Source organism: Streptomyces sp. NPDC048523 (genome assembly GCF_043199815.1).
Classification (GTDB): Bacteria; Actinomycetota; Actinomycetes; order Streptomycetales; family Streptomycetaceae; genus Streptomyces.
Window position 1 is genome coordinate 1 of record NZ_JBICWQ010000003.1, and the last position, 19,298, is coordinate 19,298.

A 19,298-nucleotide genomic window follows, 5' to 3' on the forward strand; every position below is an offset into this window, starting at 1 on the left:
GGTACTGCAGGGGGGACCCTGTGGGAGAGTAGGACACCGCCGAACAATTTTTGGGAAAACCCCCGTGCCATTCGGCACGGGGGTTTTCTGCGTTTAGGGTAAATAGTATGCGCTATGACCTCGTCATCTTTGACAACGACGGTGTTCTTGTCGACAGTGAGCCGATTTCCAACCGGCACCTCGCCGCCTATCTGACGGAGCTCGGGCACCCGACCTCCTACGAGGACTCCATCCGGGACTACATGGGCTCCGCCATGCACCGGATCCACGACCTCGTCCTGGAGCGGACCGGACAGCGATTGCCTGGGGACTTCGACGACATCTTTCACGCGAGGGTCTTCGCCGCGTTCGAGCGGGAGTTGAAGGCCGTGGACGGCGTCACCGGGGTGCTGGAGAAGCTGACAGCGGATGGGGTGCCGTACTGCGTCGCGTCCTCCGGGAGCCATGAGCGGATCCGGGTGGGGCATCGGGCGGCCGGCCTTGACCGGTGGTTCGAGGACGAGCGGATCTTCAGTTCGGAGGACGTGGGGCGGGGGAAGCCGGCACCGGATCTGTTTCTGCATGCCGCCGAGCGGATGGGGGTCGAACCGGGGCGGTGTGTGGTGGTCGAGGACAGTCCGCTGGGCGTGCAGGCGGCCAACGCGGCACGGATGGACGTGTACGGGTTCACCGCCATGACGCCCGCCGCGAGGCTCGCCGGGGCCACCCAACTCTTCTCCGACATGGGCGAGTTGGCGGACCTGCTGGTCTGACATTTGTCATGCCGAGGTCCGGACGATCGTTTCTACTGGCAACCCCCGGCCGGACGAGAAGCTGAGGGCATGACGACGAAGACGAACTCGAAGCGCGCGAACCTGACTCCTCTGATCGTGGACGTGGCGGTGCCGATCGGGGCGTACTACCTGCTCAAGGACGGGCTCGGGATGAGCGCGTTGATGGCGCTGGGCCTCAGCAGTGTCGTCCCGGCCGTGCGGACCGGCTGGAGTGCGGTGAGGGAGCGGACGGTCAACGCTCTGGCCGCCCTCATCCTCGTGGTGAACGTCGTGGGGCTGCTGCTCAGCTTCGTGGCCGGCGACCCCCGGCTGATGCTCGCGAAGGACAGCGGGGTCAGCAGTGTGATCGGGATCGGCGTCCTCGTCTCCGTGGCGCTGGGCAGGCCGATGATGACGGCCGGGATGAAGCCCTGGCTGGTGAAGGGGATCGCGGAGCGGGAGGCCGCCTGGGCGCGGCTCCAGGACGAGTCGGCGGACTTCCGGCGGGCCGAGCGGCGGTTCTCCGTGGTGTGGGGTGTCGTACTGCTGACGGAGTGTGTGGTGCGGGTCGTGGGGGCATACACGCTGCCCGTGGACACGATGGTGTGGCTCGGGTCCGTGGTCATGGTCGGGTCGATGGCGGTCGCCTTCCTGGTCAGCGGGGCGATCGGGGCCGGGCCCATGGCCGGGATGCTGATCGCCGAGACGAAGGCCGGCGCCCCCGCGATGCCCGAGGTCGCCCTCGCCCGATAAAGCTGAGGGAAATTCATCTTTGGCTGGATCTACCCACGAGTACGCCGGGGCCCTACGCTCGCCGCCATGACAGATGTGCTGCGGCGCGGTAGGGCCTCATTGGCGTTCAGCTTCTTCGCGCAAGGCGTCGCCTTCGCTCTGCTGGTGACGCGCATCCCCGCGATCCAGGACCGGTACGGGGTCTCCGACGCGCTGCTGCCGGCCTTCCTGGCCGCCGTGCCGATCCTCGCCGGGGTCGGGAGCGTCTCGACCGAGCACCTGGTGAAGCGAATACGGCCCAGCCGGCTGCTGCGGTTCGCCCAGCCCGTCGTGCTCCTGGCGCTGCTCGGGGTGGGGGCCGGGGACTCGACGGTCGAGTTGGGTGTCTCGCTCGGTGCCTTCGGGCTTGCCGTGGGCATGCTCGACGCGTCGATGAACATGCTCGGGGTGAGTCTGCAGCGGTCGTACGGGCGCAGTATCATGCTGAGCTTCCACGCGGTGTTCAGTCTCGGCGGGATCGTGGGGGCCTCGCTCGCCTGGGTCGGGGCGCACTGGCATCTCGCGCTGTTCGTGTCCTATCTCCCGGTCGTGGCGGTGCTGGTGCCGCTGTGCCTGGTGGGGAGCCGGTGGTACGTCGACGGGGACATCACGGGAGTGGAGGAGAAGCCGCAGGGGGGCGACGGCGTCGTCTTCAAGCTGCTGCTGCCGCTGTGCCTGGTGATGACCTTCGCCTACATCGGGGACTCCACCGTCTCCAACTGGAGTGCGAAGTACCTCAAGGACGTGCTCGGCAGCAGCGAGCAGGTGGCGACCGTGCCGTACAACGTCTACATGGTGACGACCCTGCTGGGGCGGGCCGTGGGGGACCTCGGGGTACGGCGGTTCGGGGCGGCCGCGGTCGTGCGGCTGGGGGCGGTGGTGGCGGCCGGGGGGTTCGCGGTGGTGGCCGTGGCGCCCGGGCCGTGGGTGGGGATGCTCGGGTTCACGCTGTTGGGGATGGGCTTGTGCGTGCTGGTGCCGCAGACCTTCGCCGCGGCCGGGCGTTTGTTCCCGGGGGCGTCGGACGCGGCCATCGCGCGGCTCAATGTCTTCAACTACGTGGGGTTCCTGATCGGTTCGCCGTTGGTGGGGGCCCTGGGGGACGCGTGGAGCTATCGCGGGGCCATGCTCGTGCCGATGGTGTTGGTGCTGGTGACACTGGTGTACGCCAAGTCGTTCGAGGCTCAACCGGACCGATACGGTGGCGAGCATGAGCGGCCGCGCACAGCTGATGTGGGACGAGGCAGTAACGGGCTATGACTTCGGCCCGGACCATCCGATGGATCCGGTCCGGCTCGACCTGACCCGGCGTCTGGTGGACGCCTTCGGGCTGGACCGGGACATGGCGGTCGTGGCCGCGAAGGCGGCGGGCGAGTCGACGCTGCGGCTCGTGCACCGGGAGGACTACGTCCAGGCCGTGAAGGCGGCTTCCGTGGATCCCGGGGCGGCCGACCAGTCGTACGGGCTGGGGACGATGGACGATCCGGCCTTCGAGCGGATGCACGAGGTGTCCGCGCTGATCGCCGGGCAGTCGGTGGGCGCGGCGGAGGCCGTGTGGCGGGGGGACGCGCTGCACGCGGTGAACTTCGCGGGCGGGCTGCACCACGCGATGCCGGGAGGCGCCTCGGGGTTCTGCATCTACAACGACGCCTCGCTCGCCATCGCGCGGCTGCTGGAGCTGGGGGCGTCGCGGGTCGCCTATGTGGATGTCGACGTGCATCACGGGGACGGGGTGCAGGCGGCGTTCTGGGAGGATCCGCGGGTGCTGACGATCTCCCTGCACGAGCACCCCCGGACGCTGTTCCCGCAGACCGGGTGGCCGGAGGAGACCGGGGCGGACTCGGCCGAGGGCAGCGCCGTGAACGTGGCGCTGCCGGCGGGGACGGGGGACGCGGGGTGGCTGCGGGCGTTCCACGCGGTGGTGCCGGAGCTCATCGCGGACTTCCGGCCGGATGTGCTGGTGACGCAGCACGGGGCGGACACGCACTTCGAGGATCCGCTGGCTCATCTCGCGGTGTCGTTGGACGCGCAGCGGGCCGTGCAGGTGGCGTGTCATGAGCTGGCGCACGAGTACGCGGGCGGGAAGTGGATCGCGCTCGGGGGCGGAGGGTACGCCGTGGTGGACGTCGTACCCCGGTCCTGGACGCATCTGGTGGCCATCGCCGCGGGGCGGCCGGTCGAACCCGAGGAGATGATTCCCGAGGGGTGGCGGCAGCACGTGTTCGCCCGGACCAGGCAGTTGGCCCCGGCGCGGATGACCGACGGGCGGTGGCCGGTGTCCTACGCGGAGTGGGATGCGGGGTACGACCCCGCGGACCGGCTGGACCAGGCGGTGCTGGCGACTCGGCGGGCGGTTTTTCCGCTGCGGGGGTTGCTGGCGTAAGGCCGGCCGGGACGGCGCGGCGCTACTCCGACCGTGCGGTGTTTCCCCGTTCCCGTCTCCCGACCCGCCCTCATCCGCCAGCATCGCTCCCGTGTTGAGCACCGGTGCCCTCCGCGCCCATCTGCTGGCCGCTCGTCTGGCCGGACCCGTGGCCACCTCCCGGGAGGAGAGTCTGCGGAGTTATCGGTTGTTCGCTGCTCGGGACCCGAGGCTGCTGATCGGACTCGATCCTGAATGGGCATGGAATGAGCGTGATCTGATCGGTCTCATGGCTGACAAGTGCGGGGTTTCGGGCAATCCTCGACACACAACCGGCCGTGATGTGATCGATCCCGAACGGACGCTCGCCGCGCTCGACGCCTTCGCCGAGCGCCTCGCGGCAGTCGCCCAGCGCAGCGGGGCCGTGCTTCTCGGCACCGGCCATCCGCACCGGCTGCTCGGGTTCTACGCCGCTCTCGCGGACGCCCTGTCGGCGGCGGGATGTGCCGTCCTCACCCCTGCGCATGGTCGCCGTGTCGACATAACGACCCGGTTCGGTCTACGCACGTACAACCTCGAGTACGTACGAGGAGTCGCGCTCGTGCGGGGACCGGACGCGGAGAGCTCCGGTGGTGAGCCCGGCGCACACACGCATTCGCCGCTCCCGGTTCGTACCGCCCTGGCGGCCGCGGCGGAGAGCGGGGGGCCGCTTCCGGAGCTCGTGATCGGGGATCACGGCTGGGTCTGCGGAGCAGGTCAGCTGGGGTTCGAGGCCATGGGGCCGGCGGACACGGACGACCCCGCGCTCTTCGTGGGCGAGGCCGAGGGGGTCGTGTCCGTCGTCGTTCCACTTGATGACGGCGTGCGCTCCGATTACTACCTGCCGCTGACCCGCTACGTACTCAATCGAGCGTGTCTGTCACAGTAGGCCGCCGATGGGTGCACCTCTTCCCCACTTGCATCACCCGCCCCTACATTGGGGAGTGAGCACGCAGCGACGAAGAGTCACCGGAAGGGGAAGCCGGTGGCCGTCGAGTGCGGAAGGTTCAGGTGTGTCATGGCTGCTGAACAGAGGCCTCTGAGTGAGGTTCAGTTTCTGACCGTGGCGGAAGTCGCCTCGGTGATGCGAGTGTCGAAGATGACCGTGTACCGGCTGGTGCACAGCGGTCATCTGCCCGCGATCAGGGTGGGACGGTCTTTCCGTGTCCCCGAGAACGCGGTTCACGAGTACCTCCGCGAGAGCTATGTGGGGGTGGAGACAGCCTGACGACGACCGGACTCGGAGAGGTTCCCAGAGGTCTCAGGGCACTCGTGGACCCCTGCCGGATCTCCCCGGTTCACCTCGATTACGACCTCAGCGCTCGGGCGGGTAGGCTAACCCCTCGTAGGTCGTGTGGGCCCATGATGCCCAGCACCGAGTGATGAGAAGTGAGCGAGGGTAGTCGTGGGCTCTGTTATCAAGAAGCGGCGCAAGCGGATGGCCAAGAAGAAGCACCGCAAGCTGCTCAAGCGCACGCGCGTTCAGCGTCGCAACAAGAAGTAAGCGACGCCGCGGAAGCGTGCGTGTGGCCCCCCACCCGTTACCGGTGGGGGGCCACACGTGTGTCAGGACGCGCGCGTGGGCCTGATGTCGTCACCTCACGCAGTGGGCGGTCATCACAGCGCAACATCGAACCGCTAAGTTGGCGGGACACGGGGAACGCGGCACAGGACTGGGGCTGTACCAGAGCTGGACTACGGCTGGAAGGAAGGCGCTGATCTTGGGAAAGGTCGTGCTCGTTACCGGAGTGGCCCGACAGCTGGGGGGCCGGTTCGTACGACGCATACAGCGTGACCCGCAGGTGGACCGGGTGATCGCCGTGGACGCGGTGGCGCCGGAGCATCACCTGGGCGGCGCCGACTTCATCCAGGCGGACATCAGGCAGCCCGGCATCGCACGGGTCCTGGCCGAGACGGCCGCCGACACCGTCGTACACCTGGACGTGACGGCGATGGCGCTCGGCAGCGGGAGCCGGACCACGGTCAAGGAGACCAACGTCATCGGCACCATGCAGCTGCTCGGTGCCTGCCAGAAGTCGCCGAACGTGCAGCGGCTCGTGGTGAAGTCCAGTACGAACGTGTACGGGTCCGCGCCCCGCGATCCCGCCGTGTTCACGGAGACCACCCCGCCCAAGTCCCTGCCCTCCGGCGGCTTCGCCAAGGACACGGTCGAGGTCGAGGGGTATGTACGGGGCTTCGCGCGGCGGCGCCCCGACGTGGCCGTGTGCGTGCTCAGGTTCGCCAACATCCTGGGGCCGACGGCGGACACCCCGCTCGCCTCGTACTTCGCGCTGCCGGTGCTGCCGACCGTGTTGGGGTACGACCCGAGGCTGCAGTTCGTGCACGAGGACGACGTGATCGAGGTGCTCAGGATCGCCTCGCACGAACCGGAGCGGGGCACGCTCAACAGCGGCACCTTCAACATCGCGGGCGACGGTGTCCTGTTGCTGTCGCAGTGTTCGCGGCGGCTAGGCCGGCCCACCGTGCCCCTGCTGCTGCCGGCCGTCACCTGGGCCGGTTCGCTGGTGCGTACGCTGGGGATGACGGACTTCTCGCCCGAGCAGATCCGGTTGCTCACCCACGGCCGGGTCGTGTCGACGGTCCAGATGCGTGAGACGCTCGGATTCCGGCCGAAGTACACGACGGCCGAGACCTTCGCGGACTTCGCGCGCAGCCAGGGTCCCGGGCTGCTGCCGCCGGAGGCCCTCGAGAGGGCCGTCGACCGGATCGCCGCGCTGCCGCCTCTCGCCGGCAGCGGCCACCCCCCGACGCAGAGCGCCAACTGAGGAGCGCATCAACGATGGCGGACGCCAAGGTCATTCCGTTCGACGACGACCGGTCCCGCGCAGGCGCCGTACAGCGGCCGACGCGGCGCCGGAGCGCGGGGAGCCGGCGCAAGGGCACCGAGCCCGCGCTGGTCCGTGAGGTCCAGCCCCTGCCCAGCGGGGCTTTCGCGCAGGATGATGTTCCTGTGACGCGTGAGGAACAGCCGGCGCAGCAGGCGAACGACGAGGGCGGCCTGGAGCGGCGCATCGCCGGGGGCCTCAGCTTCCTGCGCCGGCGGCTCACCGGGGACTACGAGGTCGACGACTTCGGGTACGACGAGGAACTCACCGACCAGGTCCTGATGTCCCTGCTGCGGCCGGTGTACGAGAAGTACTTCAGGGTCGAGGTGAAGGGCGTCGAGAACATCCCGGCGGAGGGCGGCGCGCTGATCGTCGCCAACCACTCCGGGACGCTGCCGCTGGACGGCCTGATGATGCAGGTCGCCGTCCACGACCACCACCCCGCGAACCGGCATCTGCGGCTGCTGGCGGCGGACCTGGTGTTCATGCTGCCGGTGGTCAACGAACTCGCCCGCAAGCTCGGCCACACCCTGGCCTGCGCGGAGGACGCCGAACGGCTGCTCGGGCAGGGCGAAGTGGTCGGTGTGATGCCCGAGGGCTTCAAGGGCATCGGCAAGCCCTTCAGCGAGCGCTACAAGCTCCAGCGCTTCGGCCGGGGCGGTTTCGTCTCCACGGCTCTGCGGCAGCGCACGCCGATCATCCCGTGCTCGATCGTCGGCGCGGAGGAGATCTACCCGATGATCGGCAACGCGAAGACGCTGGCCCGCGTCCTGGGCTTCCCGTACTTCCCGCTCACCCCGACCTTCCCGTGGCTGGGCCCGCTCGGCGCGGTCCCGCTGCCGACGAAGTGGACGATCCAGTTCGGCGAGCCGATCCCCACGGACGGCTACCCGCCGGAGGCCGCCGAGGACCCGATGCTGATGTTCAACCTGACGGACCAGGTCAGGGAACAGATCCAGCACACGCTGTACAAACTGCTGGTGCAGCGGCGGTCGGTGTTCTTCTGAGGTTGCTTGTTGTACGACAGTGGGGGCGCTCTTCCTGAGAAGGGCGCCCCCACTGTCGTACCGGAAGAGCTAGTTCGCGTCCTCGCCGTTGATGCCCAGGCCGGGGAGGAGGCCTGGGAGGAGGGGTGGGAGGGTGACGTCCGGGTCGGCCGAGGGGGCCGGGGACGTCGGGGTGGCGGTGCCGGTGTCCTTCGGGGGGTCGAGGAGGCCGCCGGTGTTGCCGCCGAGCAGGCCGTCGTCCTCACCGCCGGACGGGGTGGACTTGCTGGGGCTGCTGCCGCCGGTGTGCTCCGGGGAGCCACCAGGACCCGGGGCCGTCGAGCGGCCGGAGCCGGTCGAGGTGTCCGAGGACGCCGAGCCGGAGCCGCCCTGCCGCTGCCCTCCCTTGCCGCCGCTCTGCGCCGGGGGTTCCGGGAGCAGGGACTGCAGCGGCGCGACCTCTTCGTCTATGGCGTCGAAGACCTCGGACACCTGCTCGCTGACATCGCCGAGCTGGACGGGCAGCCGGTCGCGGAGCGCGCCCCATGCCTCGCGGTGCGAGCGCGAGAAGCCGGCGAGGGCCTGGATGGGGCCCAGGGAGTTCGGGTCGCGCTCGTACGCCGCGTGCAGCAGGCGGTGGCCCTCGGCGGCGTCGTGCTGCATGCCCGAGAGCGCGCGGCGGATCTCGCCCACGGACTCGTGGTCGAGGTGACCGCCCCGGCCGCGCTCCATCAGACGGCGGGCCTCGTTCAGCCGGGTGGAGGCCTGGTCGAGGTAGGCGACACCGCGCTCGTCGTCCCCGTCGGACAGATAGGTGAGCTTGAAGTCCTCGATGCCGCGCTTGAGGCCGTACAGCGAATCCCCGGGCAGCGCGTCCGAGCTGGCCGCGGCCACACCGCCGAAGGCTCCGGCGGCGACTCCGACGCTCAGGCCGCCCGCGGCCAGGCCCTTGGTGAGCCGGGATCGCGGTCGCAGTTTCCCGAGCCCACTCGCCCGGTGGGTGCCCTTGGCCCGACGGGAGCGCTGCTCGGGGACCGCGGGTTCCGCCCCGTCGCCCTCCAGCAGCATGGCCTCCATCGCGGCCACCAGCTGGGCTCGCTGGACGACCTTGACCTTCGGGTCCAGCTCAGGTCTGGGCAGCTCGCCGAGACACTCCGCGAGGGCCAAAAGACGGTCCGGATCGGGGTGTTCCGCGGCGGCCGGCGCTGGTCCTTCGGACTGCTGCTCGGCCGCCGGTTCCCGGTCGGACTGCTCCTCCAGGGCCTGGGCGAAGGCGTTCGCCCGCCGGTGCGCCGATACGTTCGCGATCACTGGCGGCACCTCCTCTCGTCATGACGGTCGACTCCCCAGGGGGTCCTGAGGGTTGCACGCCCTGACCACAAGCACACGATCGGGTGATCGAAGTCGGCCAGGGAGTGACCACAGGGAGCCTGCATCCCGCACAACGAGTGGCGTGGCACTTGGGTTACGGACTGCGGATGATCGGATCGGGGAGTCAACGGACTTTCACCGAGAGCTAGTTGACGGTTACCGGACGTGTGCTCTCAGCGGGCGTCGTCCGGGAGGAGCCGGGCCAGGGTGCGGACGGCCCGGTACTGGAGGGTCTTGATGGCGCCCTCGTTCTTGCCCATCACCCGAGCGGTCTCGGCGACCGAGAGTCCTTGGAGGAAACGGAGGGTCACGCATTCCTGCTGCTGTGGGTTGAGCCGGCGGACGGCGTCCAGCAGCGCGGCGTTGGAGAGGGACTCCAGGACGGAGTCCTCGGGTGAGCGCTCGACCTCGTTGGCGTCGAGCATCTCGCCGGTGGTGATCTCCAGCCGGAAGCGGCTCGACTTGAAGTGGTCGGCGACGAGGTTGCGCGCGATGGTGACGAGCCAGGCGCCGAAATCGCGGCCCTGCCAGGTGAAGGTGCCGATCCTTCGGAGCGCGCGCAGGAACGTCTCGCTCGTCAGGTCCTCGGCGGTGGCCTTACCTCCTACCCGGTAATAGATGTACCGGTACACCGTGTCGCTGTACTGGTCGTACAGGCGGCCGAAAGCGTCGGCCTCGCCGGCCTGGGCGCGTTCGACCAGGTCCATCATGCGGGCGCTGTCGCTGTCCGCGGCCGGACGGCGGGCCGGTGCGGCACCGGTCGAACGCCCTCGTCTGCCGACGGCCGCGGAGCCCTCGGCCAGTGCGTAGCACGGGCCGATCGGTGCCGCGGCTACGGCGAAGGCGGGGACGGCGTACGCGGTGGGGACGAAGCCGCGCAACAGGTCTTGGACCGTTGTGCGCAGCGTAGCCAGGCCCGAGGCGTCAACCCCGACGTGTGGGTACACGGGACTCCCAGAGGCAGAGCTTCCATCACGTGCAGTGCGGGACCGTTCACCCGTCGTAGCGACGGAGGGGTACCGGATTGCGTCTGAGGAGAATAACGCTTAGTGCAGGCGCTGCTACACCCAGTTGCTCTATTCATCGATTACGTCGCTTCCGTAACCGATTGGGGGCCGTTCAAGTGCCTGAGAGTGACCGGTTGTTGATCGAAAACGGTCGTGTTCTGTCAGGGAACGGGGCGTGTTGTGGCCGTGTGCAGCCAATGCGCCTGCACACGGGGTTACGCGTACAAAACCCGGGGATTGGTGTGTTTGCCCGGTTACCGGCGGCGCTTGTGCAGGGCGATCGCCGCCGCCGTGCCGCCCGCCACCGCTCCCACGCCCGCGGCCGCCGGGATGCCGACCTTCGCCGCCTTGCGGCCCGTGCGGTAGTCGCGCAGCCGCCAGTCCAGTCGGCGGGCGTGCTTGCGGAGCTTGGCGTCCGGGTTGATCGCGTAGGGGTGACCCACCAGCGAGAGCATCGGGATGTCGTTGTGGCTGTCGCTGTACGCCGCGCAGCGCGACAGGTCGAGACCCTCCGCCGCCGCCAGGGCCCGGACCGCCTCCGCCTTCGCGGGGCCGTGCAGGGGTTCACCGACCAGCTTGCCCGTGTAGACGCCGTCCACCGACTCCGCCACCGTGCCCAGGGCGCCGGTGAGGCCGAGGCGGCGGGCGATCACCTGGGCGATCTCCACCGGGGCCGCGGTGACGAGCCACACCTTCTGGCCGGCGTCCAGGTGTGCCTGCGCCAGCGCGCGCGTGCCCGGCCAGATGCGCTCGGCCATGTACTCGTCGTAGATCTCCTCGCCGATCGACTGGAGTTCGGCGACGCGGTGGCCCTGCACGATGGAGAGCGCCGAGTCGCGGGCCTCCTGCATGTGTTCGGGGTCCTCGACACCGGCGAGGCGGAACCACGCCTGCTGCCAGGCGAATTTCGCCAGCTCGCGGGTCTCGAAGAACTTCCGTTTGTACAGGCCACGGCCGAAGTGGAAGAGGGCGGCGCCCTGCATCACCGTGTTGTCCAGGTCGAAGAAGGCGGCGGCCTTGTCGTCACCCAGAACCGGGAACACTGACGCCGGTTGCGTACCAGGGGTCTCCTCGACCTCCTGGGAGGACTTGCGCGCGGCCTCCGCCGAGGCCTCGCCTGCCAACACGCTTCGCGCCGTGGCGGAGCGCCTACGAGGAGTGAGCCATCCGAGAGCGGCCATGGCGTGAGCATAGCCATTCTGTTCGGTGGTTCCGGAGTCGAGAGGTTTGGAGGGTGTGAACACTCCACGACTGTGCCGTTAAACAGGCGGTCACGGTCGGCGGCGACGCGCGGGAGAATGGCCCGCATGAGTCCCATCTTCCGCCGAAAGCAGGCCAGGGCCCCCGAGGACCGGCTCGTCACCCTGATCCGCAAGCCCGGTTGTCATCTGTGCGACGACGCACAGCTGGTGATCGAGAAGGTCTGTGGAGATCTCGGGGTTCCCTGGGAGTACAAGGACATCGAGCAGGACCCCCGACTCCACGAGCAGTACTGGGAGCAGATCCCCGTGGTACTCGTCGACGGTGAGCAGCACACGTTCTGGCGAGTGAACGAGGAACGTCTTCGCAAGGCACTGACGGACTAGTCCACCTGGCCCGGCCGGTCGCTTAGGATCGATGGCGAAGTTGCCTCGGGGGCGGGATTGAAGAGGGAAGTGTGCGGTTTTGCCTCCGAGAGAGACACGCGTGACCCCGGTCACGTTGGCCGGGCAAATCGGACACCATCTTTGTGCACGCGTTCACAAAGACATAGCCTGCATTCGACGGGGCGGTCCGGGGACGTGTGACCGCCTACAGCCCCGCTCTACCCGCAGGAGCACCGTGGCAACTGGCCGAACTCACCGACCGGCGACCCGTAGCCGAGGGATTCCCGAGGCCACCGTCGCCCGCCTTCCGCTGTACCTTCGAGCCCTGACGGCACTGTCCGAGCGCTCGGTACCCACGGTGTCCTCCGAGGAACTCGCCGCCGCCGCCGGGGTCAACTCCGCGAAGCTGCGCAAGGACTTCTCCTACCTGGGTTCCTACGGAACGCGCGGTGTCGGCTACGACGTCGAGTATCTCGTCTACCAGATCTCCCGCGAACTGGGCCTGACCCAGGACTGGCCGGTCGTGATCGTCGGTATCGGCAACCTCGGCGCCGCTCTCGCCAACTACGGCGGCTTCGCGTCCCGTGGGTTCCGCGTCGCCGCGCTGATCGACGCCGATCCGGCGATGGCCGGCAAGCCCGTCGCGGGCATTCCCGTGCAGCACTCCGACGACCTGGAGAAGATCGTCGAGGACAACGGCGTCTCCATCGGTGTCATCGCGACCCCCGCCGGTGCCGCCCAGCCGGTCTGTGACCGGCTCGTGGCCGCCGGCGTCACCTCCATCCTGAACTTCGCGCCGACCGTGCTGTCCGTGCCGGACGGCGTCGACGTGCGCAAGGTCGACCTCTCCATCGAGCTGCAGATCCTCGCCTTCCACGAGCAGCGCAAGGCCGGTGAGGAGGCCGCCGCCGCTTCCGACGGCGCCGCTCCGGTCGTCGCCGGCCGCGGCGGCTCCGCCGACAAAGGGCCCGACGGGGACGTACCCGCCGTGATGCCGGCATGAGTCTCCTCGTCGTCGGGCTGAGCCACCGCAGCGCGCCGGTCAGTGTGCTGGAGCGGGCGGCGCTGCATGCCGATGCGCAGGTCAAGCTGGTCCAGGACACGGTCGCCGCGGAACCGGCCACGGAGGCCGCGGTGCTCGCGACCTGCAACCGGATCGAGCTGTACGCCGACGTGGACAAGTTCCACGCGGGCGTGGCCGAGCTGTCCACGCTGCTCGCCCAGCACAGCGGGGTGGGGCTCGAGGAGCTCACTCCGTATCTCTACGTGCACTACGAGGACCGGGCCGTCCATCACCTCTTCTCCGTGGCCTGCGGGCTCGACTCCATGGTCGTCGGCGAGGGGCAGATCCTCGGGCAGATCAAGGACTCGCTGGCGCGGGCGCAGGAGCTGCACACGGCCGGGCGGCTGCTGAACGACCTCTTCCAGCAGGCGCTGCGGGTCGGCAAGCGGGCCCACTCCGAGACGGGGATCGACCGGGCCGGGCAGTCGCTGGTCACCTTCGGGCTGGAGCAGCTGGCTCTGGGTGCCGAGGTGCCGGACTGGGCGCGGGGCAAGAAGGCGCTGGTCATCGGCGCCGGATCGATGTCCTCGCTGGCCGCGGCGACGCTGGCGCGGGCGGGTGTCCCCCAGATCGTGATCGCCAACCGTACGGCCGACCGGGCCGAGCGGCTCGCGGAGATCCTCAACGAGGGCGCTTCGGGCGGGGACGTGGTGGCCCGTGCGGTACCGATGGCTTCGGTGCCGGACGAGCTGACACGTGCCGATGTCGTGGTGTCCTGTACGGGGGCGACCGGGCTCGTCCTCAGTGCCGAGACCGTCGCCGCCGCGCGGGGGTGGGTCGCACAGCCCGGCGCCGACGAGGTGTCGCCCCTCGGCGGATCGGGAGCCGCCCCGGCGGCCCGAGTGCCCGCGGGCTCCGGAGCCGACGAGAACTGTCCGCTCGACCTGGCCCCCGTGCAGGCCACCGCCGGTTTCTCCGTGCTCGGTGAGGCCGCCGTGGCCGGAATGGCCGCCTCCGAGCTGGAACAGCACGCCGCCTGGGTGGACAACGCTCCTCGGCCGCAGAGCTCCGGGCCTGCCGTGACCGTGCTCGACCCCGCCGAGGAGGCCGACGCCATCGCCGCCCTCGCGGCCACCGCCGCCGTCATCGGGCGGGTGCCCGAGCGGCGCAGGCCCGAGCCCGTCGCCGAGATCCCGCGCCCCACCCCCTCGCTCTTCCTGCTCGACCTCGCCATGCCCCGGGACATCGACGCCGCCGTGCACCGGCTGGCCGGGGTACGGCTCGTCGACATCGAGTCGCTCGCCGACGCCTCGGCGGACGCTCCGATGGCGGCCGACGTCGACCAGGTCCGTCGTATCGTCGCGGACGAGGTCGCCGCCTTCGGGGCGGCGCTCAGGGCCGCGCACATCACGCCCACCGTCGTCGCGCTGCGGACCATGGCCGCCGATGTCGTCGCGAACGAGATCGCGCGGCTCGACGGGCGGCTGCCGGGCCTGGACGACAAACAGCGCGGGGAGATCACGCAGACCGTACGGCGAGTGGTCGACAAGCTGCTGCACGCGCCGACCGTACGGGTCAAGCAACTCGCGGCCGAGCCCGGCGGTGCCGGGTACGCGGACGCGTTGCGGACTTTGTTCGACCTCGACCCCGAGACGGTGGCCGCCGTCTCCCGCGCCGAGGACAGCACCACCGATGAGAAAGACCGAGGCTCGTCATGAGTACCAAGGCGCTACGGCTGGGGACCAGGCGGAGCAAACTCGCCATGTCCCAGTCGCGGCAGGTGGCGGACGCCGTGAGCCAGGTGACCGGGCGGCCCGTCGAGCTCGTGGAGATCACCACGTACGGCGATGTGTCCAGGGAGGCGCTCGCGCAGATCGGCGGCACGGGAGTGTTCGTGACCGCGCTGCGCGAGGCCCTGCTCAAGGGCGAGGTCGACTTCGCGGTGCACTCGCTCAAGGACCTGCCCACCGGGCAGCCGGACGAGCTGGCGCTGGCCGCGATACCCGCACGCGAGGACCCGCGGGACGTCATCGTCGCCCGGGACGCCCTGAAGTTCACCGACCTGCCCCGCGGAGCCCGCATCGGTACCGGTTCGCCCCGGCGCACCGCACAGCTGAACGCGTACGCCCGCGCACACGGACTTGATATCGAGACGGTTGCGATCCGGGGGAACATCGACACCCGGGTGCGGTTCGTGCGCGATGGTGAGCTGGATGCGGTGGTGCTGGCCGCGGCAGGGCTGCAGCGCATCGGCCGTATCGACGAAGTGACCGATTTCCTCTCGGTCGACACAGTTTTGCCTGCTCCCGGCCAGGGAGCACTCGCGATCGAGTGCACCGCGGACAACGCGGAGCTGATCGCAGCGCTCGGCGAGCTCGACGACCCGTTCACGCGGGTCGCCGTGACCGCCGAACGGTCACTGCTCGCCGCCCTGGAGGCCGGCTGCTCCGCCCCTGTGGGCGCGCTGGCCGACCTGCTGGCCGACGGGCAGATTGTCAAGGAAATGCGCCTGCGGGGCGTCGTCGGCACCACCGACGGCTCGCGCACGGTGCAGTTGTCCACCACCGGTCCCGTGCCCGAGACGTACGACCAAGCAATGGCGCTCGGCCGTGAACTAGCGGCCGAGATGCTTGCCCAGGGCGCGGCCGGTCTGATGGGGGAGCGAGCACTGTGAGCCCCACCACACTTCCCGTCGGTCCCGAACACGGGCACGTCACCTTCCTGGGTGCCGGACCCGGAGATCCGGGACTGCTGACTCTGCGCGCCGTCGAGGCGCTCACGAACGCGGACGTTCTCGTCGCCGGGCACGAGGTGCTCGACGTCGTGCGCGTCCACGCTCGGTCGGGCGTCGCCGTCGTGAACACGGACACCGAGTCGCCTTCGACTCCGGTTCCGGGCACGGGCGCGCCCCAACTGACAGTTGTTGACGGCACGTCAACAACCGCCCCTGCCCCCGCTGTACGGGATGCCGCACATCTTGTCATGGAGGCCGCGCGGGGCGGCAGGCGGGTCGTGCGTGCGGTGTCCGGGGACCCCGGGCTCGACGCGTACGCCGCCGAGGAGATGCTGGCCTGCGCCCGCGCGGGCGTGCCTTTCGAGGTCGTGCCCGGTGTCGCCGCGGCCGTCGGCGTGCCCGCGTACGCCGGTGTTCCGCTGCGCGACGCGCAGGGCGCGGACGTGCGGTTCGTGGACGCGCGGACGGCCTCCGACCGGTGCTGGACGGAGGTGGGGGTGTCGGACGGGACCGTGGTCGTGTCGACGACCCTGGACTCCGTGGGCGCCGCCGCCGGTGAGCTGGTCGCGGCCGGGCGCAAGCCCGATACGCCGATGACGGTCACCGTCGCCGGTACGACCACGCGCCAGCGGACCTGGACGGCCACCCTGGGCACCATCGCCCAGACACTCAAGCAGGCCAGGGTACTGCCCTCGCCCGAGGGCGGGCGGCCGGTGATAGCCGTGGTCGGTGAGCGTTCGGCCGCCGCGCAGCGCGACCAGCTGTCGTGGTTCGAGAACAAGCCGCTGTTCGGCTGGAAGGTTCTCGTGCCGCGTACGAAGGAGCAGTCGGCCTCGCTCTCCGACCAGCTGCGGTCCTACGGGGCCGTGCCGCACGAGGTGCCGACGATCGCCGTCGAGCCGCCGCGCACGCCCCAGCAGATGGAGCGGGCGGTCAAGGGGCTCGTGACCGGGCGCTACGAGTGGATCGCCTTCACCTCCGTCAACGCCGTCAAGGCGGTACGGGAGAAGTTCGAGGAGTACGGGCTCGACGCGCGTGCCTTCGCGGGGATCAAGGTCGCCGCGGTGGGCGAGCAGACGGCGAAGGCGCTGGTCGCCTTCGGTGTGAAGCCCGATCTGGTGCCGAGCGGTGAGCAGTCGGCCGCGGGGCTTCTCGAGGACTGGCCGCCGTACGACCCGGTCTTCGACCCGATCGACCGGGTGTTCCTGCCGCGCGCCGACATCGCGACCGAGACGCTGGTCGCCGGGCTCATCGAGCTCGGGTGGGAGGTCGACGACGTCACCGCCTACCGGACCGTGCGGGCCTCGCCGCCGCCGGCGGAGACGCGGGAGGCGATCAAGGGGGGCGGGTTCGACGCCGTGCTCTTCACGTCGTCGTCGACCGTGCGGAACCTGGTGGGTATCGCCGGGAAGCCGCACAACGTGACCGTGATCGCGTGCATCGGTCCCGCCACGGCCAAGACGGCCGAGGAGCATGGGCTGCGGGTGGACGTGATGGCTCCCGAGCCGTCCGTGCACAAGCTGGCCGAGGCGCTCGCCGACTTCGGTTTGAAGCGGCGTGCGGCGGCGCTGGAGGCGGGGGATCCGGTGACGCGGCCGAGTGAGCGGCGGCCGGGGGCCAGGCGTCGGCGGTCGACTACCTGAGGTCTGGGGTTGTCTGCGGGTTCGGTGGGGGCGGGCGTTGTGCGCAGTTCCCCGCGCCCCTGATGCCTGCGGCGGCCTGTTGCGGTCCGGTGGGGGCGGGTGTAGCGCGTGGGGTGCACGGGTCCCACCCAGGGGCGCAGGGGAACTGCGCGACCGGCCCCCACCGGCCCGCAGCCGCCTGGCAACCTCACCCGGCACCCCATGGGCGCCCCGTCCAAGTCCGACGCAACGTCGGCAAAGGGACCCTTGAGCCGGGCGTAGCGTAGGGATATGACGACGTACGGATCCTTTCCCGGTACGCGGCCCCGGCGGCTGCGGACCACTCCCGTCATGCGCCGCATGGTCGCCGAGACCCGGCTGCACCCCGCCGACTTCATCCTTCCGGCGTTCGTGCTGGAAGGGGCGAGTGAGCCCGTGCCGATCTCGGCGATGCCCGGGGTCGTGCAGCACACCCGGGACAGCCTGAAGAAGGCGGCCGCGGAGGCCGTGGCGGCCGGGGTGTCCGGGATCATGCTCTTCGGGGTGCCGGAGGAGTCGAAGAAGGACGCGGTCGGGACGCCGGGGACCGATCCCGACGGGATTCTGCAGGTCGCCATCCGGGACGTGCGGGCCGAGGTCGGGGACGACCTGCTCGTGATGTCCGACCTGTGTCTCGACGAGACGGTCGACCACGGGCACTGCGGGGTGCTGGACGCGGAGGGGCGCGTCGACAACGACGCCACCCTGGAGCGGTACGCCGAGATGGCCCAGGTGCAGGCCGACGCGGGCGCCCATGTCGTGGGACCCAGCGGGATGATGGACGGGCAGGTCGGGGTCGTCCGGGACGCGCTCGACCAGATCGGGCGGGAGGACGTGGCCATCCTGGCGTACACGGCGAAGTACGCGTCTGCCTTCTACGGGCCGTTCCGGGAGGCCGTCGCGTCCTCGTTGCAGGGCGACCGCAAGACGTACCAGCAGGACCCGGCGAACGTGCGGGAGTCGCTGCGGGAGCTCGCCCTCGATCTGGAGGAGGGCGCCGACATGGTGATGGTCAAGCCGGCCGGGCCGTATCTCGACGTGCTCGCGCGGGTCGCGGACGCCGTGGACGTGCCGGTCGCCGCCTATCAGATCTCCGGTGAGTACTCGATGATCGAGGCCGCCGCCGAGAAGGGCTGGATCGACCGGGACCGGGCGATCCTGGAGACGCTGACCGGAATCAAGCGGGCCGGAGCGCAGAACATCCTCACCTACTGGGCCACCGAGGTGGCGCAGAAGCTCGGCTGACGAAGCCGCCGGACGGCGTGTCACGGCAACGGTTCGAGCTCGGTCCGGATACGGGCCGAGCTCGTTCCGGCCAACGTCCGGATAACACCGCCCACTTAGCTCGGTGATCTTCTGGCGTTGTGTCCGTAATGCGCATCCGGATGTGGTGGATTTGTCGGGTTGCGTCGAGTCTTCCGCTTGATGGAATGCTTACATCCATTGAATTGACGAGTTCCCGACATCCTTCATATCTTCTGCGCCTGGCCTGATCCATTCGGAACGGTTCCGAGCGGCGATCTATGGGGGGACACCACCATGAGCTGGTTCATCGAGGCACTCAAGAAGTACGCGGTCTTCAGCGGGCGTGCGCGCCGCAAGGAATACTGGATGTTCGCCCTGTTCGCGGGGATCATCTACGTCGTGTTCCTCGCCATCGGCCTCGCCACCAAGCAGTCGTGGCTCCCGCTCCTCCCCTACATCGCCTTCCTGCTGCCCGGCCTTGCCGTCACCGCGCGCCGTCTGCACGACACGGGCCGCAGCGGCTGGTGGATCCTGTTCGCGTTCGTCCCGCTCGTCGGCGGCATCACCCTGTTCGTCTTCTCGGTGCTGGACAGCGAGCCGAGCGAGAACAAGTACGGCCCCAACCCGAAGGGCTTCGCCCCGGCGCACGTGTGATGCCGTAGCTCTGCTTCAAGAGGCCGCCCGGTCAGTGCCGGGCGGCCTTCTGGTTTTCCGCGGGGCTTGCCGCGGCCGCCTTGTGCGTGGCCGGGCCCTCGTCGCGTACGCCCTGACCGTCCTTGCAGCCCGTCAGCGCGGCGAGGGTGAGGAGGGCGAGGGCGGTCGCGGTGAGTCTGTGGGGGGTGTGGGGGTGGGTGGGCATGGGATCAGGCTGCGGGGCAGCGGGGGCGTTCGCCAGCTCTCGCGGGGGATTCGGGACGGCTCTGTGGCGGGGGATG

The 19,298-nt window shown here is 69.8% G+C and carries 20 protein-coding genes; 16 read left to right on the forward strand and 4 right to left on the reverse strand.

The genetic code is table 11. From position 1 onward, the window contains the following. The first annotated feature begins 107 nt into the window (after nt 1-107). From ACGFWE_RS15740 to ACGFWE_RS15780, 9 genes are all read left to right on the forward strand, one after another. A complete protein-coding gene (locus tag ACGFWE_RS15740; protein ID WP_352390795.1) occupies nt 108-752 on the forward strand; it encodes an HAD family hydrolase in 645 nt (214 codons plus the stop codon). Between the two features lie 69 nt (nt 753-821). Then, nucleotides 822-1,505: a VC0807 family protein gene (locus ACGFWE_RS15745; protein ID WP_393600221.1), complete on the forward strand. Its 684-nt coding sequence runs from the start codon at nt 822-824 to the stop codon at nt 1,503-1,505. Nucleotides 1,506-1,571: 66 nt separating this feature from the next. Continuing rightward, the gene (locus ACGFWE_RS15750; RefSeq protein ID WP_352390793.1) at nt 1,572-2,783 is read left to right on the forward strand and encodes an MFS transporter; all 1,212 of its coding nucleotides are present in this window, start codon (nt 1,572-1,574) and stop codon (nt 2,781-2,783) included. Further along, a complete protein-coding gene (locus tag ACGFWE_RS15755) occupies nt 2,734-3,906 on the forward strand; it encodes an acetoin utilization protein AcuC (RefSeq protein WP_352390792.1) in 1,173 nt (390 codons plus the stop codon). Before ACGFWE_RS15750 ends, ACGFWE_RS15755 begins: the two co-directional genes overlap by 50 nt. A 91-nt stretch (nt 3,907-3,997) precedes the next feature. Beyond that, nucleotides 3,998-4,813 carry a phosphatase gene (locus tag ACGFWE_RS15760; protein WP_393600222.1) on the forward strand — a complete coding sequence of 272 codons (816 nt, stop codon included), beginning with the start codon at nt 3,998-4,000 and terminating at the stop codon, nt 4,811-4,813. A gap of 129 nt (nt 4,814-4,942) precedes the next feature. Continuing rightward, nucleotides 4,943-5,152 (forward strand): helix-turn-helix domain-containing protein, encoded by a 210-nt coding sequence (locus ACGFWE_RS15765; RefSeq protein WP_016437488.1) that lies wholly within the window; start codon nt 4,943-4,945, stop codon nt 5,150-5,152. 177 nt (nt 5,153-5,329) lie between these two features. Then, a complete protein-coding gene (locus ACGFWE_RS15770) occupies nt 5,330-5,428 on the forward strand; it encodes a 30S ribosomal protein bS22 (RefSeq protein ID WP_003948845.1) in 99 nt (32 codons plus the stop codon). A gap of 217 nt (nt 5,429-5,645) precedes the next feature. Then, nucleotides 5,646-6,710, forward strand: coding sequence for an NAD-dependent epimerase/dehydratase family protein (locus tag ACGFWE_RS15775; protein ID WP_352390790.1), 1,065 nt, complete (start codon nt 5,646-5,648; stop codon nt 6,708-6,710). Between the two features lie 14 nt (nt 6,711-6,724). After that, entirely contained in the window at nt 6,725-7,777 is a 1,053-nt protein-coding gene (locus tag ACGFWE_RS15780) for a lysophospholipid acyltransferase family protein (protein ID WP_393600223.1), read from the forward strand. Between the two features lie 69 nt (nt 7,778-7,846). On the opposite strand, the gene ACGFWE_RS15785 is transcribed toward ACGFWE_RS15780, so the two are convergent. From ACGFWE_RS15785 to ACGFWE_RS15795, 3 genes are all read right to left on the reverse strand, one after another. Beyond that, nucleotides 7,847-9,067: a DUF5667 domain-containing protein gene (locus tag ACGFWE_RS15785; RefSeq protein ID WP_393600224.1), complete on the reverse strand. Its 1,221-nt coding sequence runs from the start codon at nt 9,065-9,067 to the stop codon at nt 7,847-7,849. Between the two features lie 233 nt (nt 9,068-9,300). Next, nucleotides 9,301-10,074 carry an ECF subfamily RNA polymerase sigma factor, BldN family gene (locus ACGFWE_RS15790; protein WP_352390787.1) on the reverse strand — a complete coding sequence of 258 codons (774 nt, stop codon included), beginning with the start codon at nt 10,072-10,074 and terminating at the stop codon, nt 9,301-9,303. Between the two features lie 314 nt (nt 10,075-10,388). After that, a complete protein-coding gene (locus ACGFWE_RS15795; RefSeq protein ID WP_352390786.1) occupies nt 10,389-11,315 on the reverse strand; it encodes an HAD-IB family hydrolase in 927 nt (308 codons plus the stop codon). Nucleotides 11,316-11,432: 117 nt separating this feature from the next. Between ACGFWE_RS15795 and ACGFWE_RS15800 the strand changes: the two genes are divergently transcribed. The 7 genes from ACGFWE_RS15800 to ACGFWE_RS15830 all read left to right on the forward strand — a co-directional run bounded on the left by ACGFWE_RS15800 (nt 11,433) and on the right by ACGFWE_RS15830 (nt 19,017). After that, nucleotides 11,433-11,720 (forward strand): glutaredoxin family protein, encoded by a 288-nt coding sequence (locus tag ACGFWE_RS15800; RefSeq protein WP_352390785.1) that lies wholly within the window; start codon nt 11,433-11,435, stop codon nt 11,718-11,720. Between the two features lie 235 nt (nt 11,721-11,955). Beyond that, on the forward strand, nt 11,956-12,723 hold the full coding sequence (locus ACGFWE_RS15805; RefSeq protein WP_393600225.1) for a redox-sensing transcriptional repressor Rex: 768 nt from the start codon (nt 11,956-11,958) through the stop codon (nt 12,721-12,723). Continuing rightward, nucleotides 12,720-14,441, forward strand: coding sequence for a glutamyl-tRNA reductase (locus ACGFWE_RS15810; RefSeq protein ID WP_352390783.1), 1,722 nt, complete (start codon nt 12,720-12,722; stop codon nt 14,439-14,441). The genes ACGFWE_RS15805 and ACGFWE_RS15810 overlap by 4 nt, the downstream gene beginning before the upstream one ends. Next, complete coding sequence (hemC, locus tag ACGFWE_RS15815) at nt 14,438-15,397, forward strand: hydroxymethylbilane synthase (protein WP_393600226.1); 960 nt, start codon at nt 14,438-14,440, stop codon at nt 15,395-15,397. Before ACGFWE_RS15810 ends, hemC begins: the two co-directional genes overlap by 4 nt. Next, on the forward strand, nt 15,394-17,100 hold the full coding sequence (locus ACGFWE_RS15820) for a uroporphyrinogen-III synthase (protein ID WP_393600227.1): 1,707 nt from the start codon (nt 15,394-15,396) through the stop codon (nt 17,098-17,100). The genes hemC and ACGFWE_RS15820 overlap by 4 nt, the downstream gene beginning before the upstream one ends. Before the next feature lie 270 nt (nt 17,101-17,370). Then, nucleotides 17,371-18,363, forward strand: a complete 993-nt coding sequence (hemB, locus tag ACGFWE_RS15825; RefSeq protein WP_352390780.1) for a porphobilinogen synthase — start codon at nt 17,371-17,373, stop codon at nt 18,361-18,363. A 294-nt stretch (nt 18,364-18,657) separates the two neighbouring features. Further along, nucleotides 18,658-19,017 (forward strand): DUF805 domain-containing protein, encoded by a 360-nt coding sequence (locus ACGFWE_RS15830; RefSeq protein WP_352390779.1) that lies wholly within the window; start codon nt 18,658-18,660, stop codon nt 19,015-19,017. Between the two features lie 31 nt (nt 19,018-19,048). Here ACGFWE_RS15830 and ACGFWE_RS15835 read toward each other — a convergent pair whose 3' ends face one another. Then, nucleotides 19,049-19,222 (reverse strand): hypothetical protein, encoded by a 174-nt coding sequence (locus tag ACGFWE_RS15835; protein WP_352390778.1) that lies wholly within the window; start codon nt 19,220-19,222, stop codon nt 19,049-19,051. Between the last annotated feature and the right edge of the window lie 76 nt (nt 19,223-19,298).

Coding starts and splice junctions, on each gene's coding strand:
- ACGFWE_RS15810 (WP_352390783.1), top strand. CDS start 12,720: ATGAGTCTCCTCGTCGTCGGGCTGAGCCACCGCAGCGCGCCGGTCAGT.
- ACGFWE_RS15745 (WP_393600221.1), top strand. CDS start 822: ATGACGACGAAGACGAACTCGAAGCGCGCGAACCTGACTCCTCTGATC.
- hemB (WP_352390780.1), top strand. CDS start 17,371: ATGACGACGTACGGATCCTTTCCCGGTACGCGGCCCCGGCGGCTGCGG.
- ACGFWE_RS15740 (WP_352390795.1), top strand. CDS start 108: ATGCGCTATGACCTCGTCATCTTTGACAACGACGGTGTTCTTGTCGAC.
- ACGFWE_RS15750 (WP_352390793.1), top strand. CDS start 1,572: ATGACAGATGTGCTGCGGCGCGGTAGGGCCTCATTGGCGTTCAGCTTC.
- hemC (WP_393600226.1), top strand. CDS start 14,438: ATGAGTACCAAGGCGCTACGGCTGGGGACCAGGCGGAGCAAACTCGCC.
- ACGFWE_RS15835 (WP_352390778.1), bottom strand. CDS start 19,222: ATGCCCACCCACCCCCACACCCCCCACAGACTCACCGCGACCGCCCTC.
- ACGFWE_RS15765 (WP_016437488.1), top strand. CDS start 4,943: ATGGCTGCTGAACAGAGGCCTCTGAGTGAGGTTCAGTTTCTGACCGTG.
- ACGFWE_RS15800 (WP_352390785.1), top strand. CDS start 11,433: ATGGCCCGCATGAGTCCCATCTTCCGCCGAAAGCAGGCCAGGGCCCCC.
- ACGFWE_RS15830 (WP_352390779.1), top strand. CDS start 18,658: ATGAGCTGGTTCATCGAGGCACTCAAGAAGTACGCGGTCTTCAGCGGG.
- ACGFWE_RS15795 (WP_352390786.1), bottom strand. CDS start 11,315: ATGGCCGCTCTCGGATGGCTCACTCCTCGTAGGCGCTCCGCCACGGCG.
- ACGFWE_RS15780 (WP_393600223.1), top strand. CDS start 6,725: ATGGCGGACGCCAAGGTCATTCCGTTCGACGACGACCGGTCCCGCGCA.
- ACGFWE_RS15755 (WP_352390792.1), top strand. CDS start 2,734: ATGAGCGGCCGCGCACAGCTGATGTGGGACGAGGCAGTAACGGGCTAT.